The sequence below is a fragment of the Caballeronia sp. genome, assembly GCF_049581465.1.
Taxonomy (GTDB): domain Bacteria; phylum Pseudomonadota; class Gammaproteobacteria; order Burkholderiales; family Burkholderiaceae; genus Caballeronia.
The window spans coordinates 1-3,776 of the sequence record NZ_JBAUSA010000259.1 but is presented as its reverse complement, the minus strand read 5'-3'; the positions used below and the strand labels follow the sequence as shown (position 1 = coordinate 3,776).

Genomic DNA, 3,776 nt, shown 5'->3' with positions numbered 1-3,776 from the left:
TTGCCGTGGCCGTCATTCGTTCCGTTGTGAAGCCAATTGACCTCGCCGTCGAATTCGCACGCAGAGTGGCGAAAGGTGATCTGACCGGTCATATCGAGGTAGCCGGCGACAACGAGAGCGCTCAACTTCTGTTCGCGCTGCAAGACATGAATGTCCATCTGTCGCAATTGGTTGGCAACGTCCGACGCAGCGCCAATGCGATTGCAACGGCCGCGAACGAAATTGCCCTTGGAAACACCGACCTCTCGCAACGCACGGAGGAGCAAGCCGCATCGCTTGAAGAGACGGCTTCAAGCATGGAACAACTCACCGCGACCGTGAAGCAGAACGCTCGAAATGCAGACGCTGCGTTTCACCTCGCGCTTGCTGCGTCAGAAACCTCTCGCGATGGCGGCAGTGCTGTCGAGTCCGTTGCTGTCGTCATGGACAAGATATCGAGTCGCGCCGCCAAAATCGGCGAAATTGTCAGCCTCATTGACGGGATTGCGTTCCAGACGAACATCCTTGCGCTCAACGCAGCCGTCGAAGCCGCTCGTGCAGGTGAACAGGGTCGTGGTTTTGCAGTGGTGGCGGCGGAGGTTCGTGCACTCGCACAGCGAAGCGCTATTGCAGCGAAGGAGATCAAATCGTTGATAGAAGAATCGGTCTTGGCGATCCGGGAGGGCGTCGCCACGACGACCACTGCTCACGATACCGTTTCGCGGACTGTTGGCGCGATCGGACAGGTGAATACGATCATGAATGAAATAGCTGCCGCGTCTGCAGAACAGGGGAGCGGCATTGATCAGGTCAATATCGCGATCTCACAGATGGACCGGGTTACCCAGCAAAACGCGGCCCTTGTCGAACAAGCGTCGGCCTCCACTGCAGCCATGGCAGAACAAGCCGCCAAGCTGACCAGGGAGGTAGAAGCGTTTGTCATCGCCTAAGGCGCGTGCGGTGGCCAATCTTGTGTGCGCTGCACAAGCAAGATTCTCCTAACGATTATCAACATCCTCATAACGCGGGTTAGCGCCGGCAACCTACGCTTCCCGCACGTCGCACACAAACACATGCAGGCACGCAGCGACCAGGCAACGGAACGCGTCAACTTCTCGACACCCAACGCACGATGACGGCGAACGCCCGGTGCTGCCCCGCGTGACAATCAATCGCCCGCACTGAGCGATCAATTCCGTTTGGGAGTGAGCCATGATGCAGACTATCCTGTTCGCGCTGGATACCGATCTGAGCTACCTTATTGCCTCTCTGCTGGTGTGGTTCTATGCCTGGAATCGCTTCAATACGCCCAGCACGGTTCGCTCGCAGACCAGTCGATTCCAGTACTACGGCAGCAGCGTGACCTATGTCGCATCCTGCGAAGCAATATTGCTGCTGATGGCATGGGCGCTCAAGGCGAACCCGGCGGTTCTCGAATGGCTCCACATGGGCAGCGACGGACAAGCCACAGCGAAGGTCTCGGGGCTTGACGCGCCGATCGTGGCAGCGCTCATGCTTACGACGCTGCTTCCGACATTTCCGTTCCTTCGCGATCTTGACGCGAAGATGCTCGCCTTCTTTCATCGCATGGGCGCCATTCCGGTCAGTGCGCTTAGATGGGCGCAGAGGCTTGGGTCCGTCGATTTCACGATGACCGAAACCCGCCTGGAAAGGGCAAAGCAGTACGTCATGGGTCAGCCTGACCTGCAGGACGACCTGGCCCTCCAGATGGTGAGCGATATGAGTGGCGGCCGGATACGTTATGCCTTCACCGAGGTGGTGGTGCTCTATGTGACCTACCGGGACCTGGATATTCAACCGGGCTTTGCCCATGCGTTCCCCGACATAGCCGGCGAATTCGAATCCAAAATGGCCAACTTCTTTGCGCATTGCCTGGGCTACTTCGCAACGTCGACGCAGTTGTCGTCGCAGAGCCTGCTGCCAGCCCCGAATGCAGCCGAAAACATCAGGAAAGTGATCCTCGCGAGCGCCGCCGATGTCAGGCTCATGCTCGCACAAGCGCTGCTGTCCAGTTGCAACAATGACCTGGCCGTTGCGAACAAATTCCGGAAGATGGGCTTCGCCATTCCGCCGTCGAGGCGCATACAGTTGCCCTATAACCTGCTCTGTCTGGATCTGCTGGGTGTCATTGCGCTCTTCAGCCTCTCGACATGGCTTTCGACCGGAACAACCATGCCCGTTGAAAAGGCCTTTGCGATTGGGATGCTCGTGGCCTTCAATCACGTGACGGCCGCAGTCTTCGCGCTTCTGCCGAAGCAGGCGTTCGATTTCGCCGACATTCGCCAGGCAAAGGAACGGCCAATACTCGCTTATGTTCTCTCTGCGCTGGCTGCGCTCACGGTGGGATTGTCGGCAACATATTGCTTCTATCTGTTGCGCATTCACTATTTCACGTCGAGCGGTCCGATCCTCCCCTTTCATGCGCAGTGTAAGTGGTTGCTTCTGTCGACGACGCTCGCCTTTGCGTTGGCCTTCGAGTGCGACAATTACCAGTCTGCCGTCGCGCCATCCTGGCTCAGGTGGGTCGAAGGAGCCGCACTTGCGATCCTCATGGCATTGACCGGGGCCTTCGTGGTTCATTGGCTTCAATCGGATCAACTGCTACTTCATCCGCACGACATGCCACCGAAGCTGGGGGGGGCGATTGGGCTGAGCGCAGCCATCGGGGCGCTGTTCGGCTCCACGATTCCGCACTGGTACAGGACCTGCGTTTCGCAAATCACGAGGCCGCCTGGATCGGATCATTCGGCAAGTCACGCCGCGATCCAGCGGTCGGAGCCGCTGACGGGTCAGCCAGCAGCACAATTCGCGCAGTCCGATAGCTGACGCTGACGGGGTTCGGGTGCAAATGGAGCGAGTGAATGGGGTAGAGTCGTCGGACACTGGACAGCTGTTCGATGGACGACACTTTGATCGCTTACTCGACTATTTCCGCTATTTGCACCAGATCCATCGAGAAAGGGCAGAGGGAATGCTCGGGGAGAATTTCGTTGTCCGCGCTCCTAGCAGTTTTGCTCGCTAGATTCCTTAGTATGCCTTTGTATGATGATTGGGCTCGACCGGTTTGAGCTGCCGCGACCCAACCCACGCGAGAGTGTCCACGAAGCTGCGGGCGGGGAGGCTGGACGCATCGCGACAACGCCTGCCTACAAGCAATCTGGACATAAGCGAAAGAAGGTCAAAACGCTGTTTGCTCACCTCAAACGCATTCTAAAGCTCGACCGGCTGCGCCTTCGTGGTCCAACCGGCGCACGCGATGAGTTCCTCCGGCAGCAACCGCTTGAAGTCCGCGACGACGGCGGCGCGGTTAATGACCCGATTTGCGACGCCGCTTGTGCTTATGACTAGAGGTAACAAGATGGAAATTGCCGCTTCGTGACGAGCTAGGGAGGCGCAGCTATGACGAAATCGAATAGCATGAACAGCCTCCGCGCATCAATATGACGGAGGTGGAGGCGAAGCCATCTAATGCCTTTTTAATTTATCCTGGATTAGCTTGACGAGACTAAAACAAGTCTGCATACTTCGCCTCCTTCCTGAAGCGGAAGACGCAAGAAGCAAGCAGCTTTAAGCGAATGTTCTTTAAAAACTAACAGCCGATAAGTGTGGTCGCTTTGTGTCCTGACGCTGCGATTGATCTTCGGATTGGTTGTATAAGCGAAAGTATCAAGTCTCACACTAGTATTAAGGTAGGTTTTGAGCGTCTTTTCTTTCGGGGAAAGATGGGAAGAACTTGTCAGTACGTTGAGTGAGCGACCTATTCGCAAGAATAGAAA

Annotated in this window: 2 protein-coding genes and 1 pseudogene; all 3 read left to right on the top strand. The window is 56.7% G+C overall.

Going from position 1 to position 3,776, the window contains the following annotated elements; all coding sequences use genetic code 11:
* On the top strand, positions 1 to 929 hold a 929-nt coding region (locus WCA53_RS06465), incomplete at its 5' end, for a methyl-accepting chemotaxis protein (protein ID WP_423907083.1).
* A 262-nt stretch (positions 930 to 1,191) separates the two neighbouring features.
* Positions 1,192 to 2,826, top strand: a complete 1,635-nt coding sequence (locus WCA53_RS06460; RefSeq protein WP_423907080.1) for a hypothetical protein — start codon at positions 1,192 to 1,194, stop codon at positions 2,824 to 2,826.
* Positions 2,827 to 3,093: 267 nt separating this feature from the next.
* Positions 3,094 to 3,264, top strand: a pseudogene (locus WCA53_RS06455) (IS5/IS1182 family transposase); the annotation flags it as partial.
* Positions 3,265 to 3,776 lie beyond the last annotated feature (512 nt).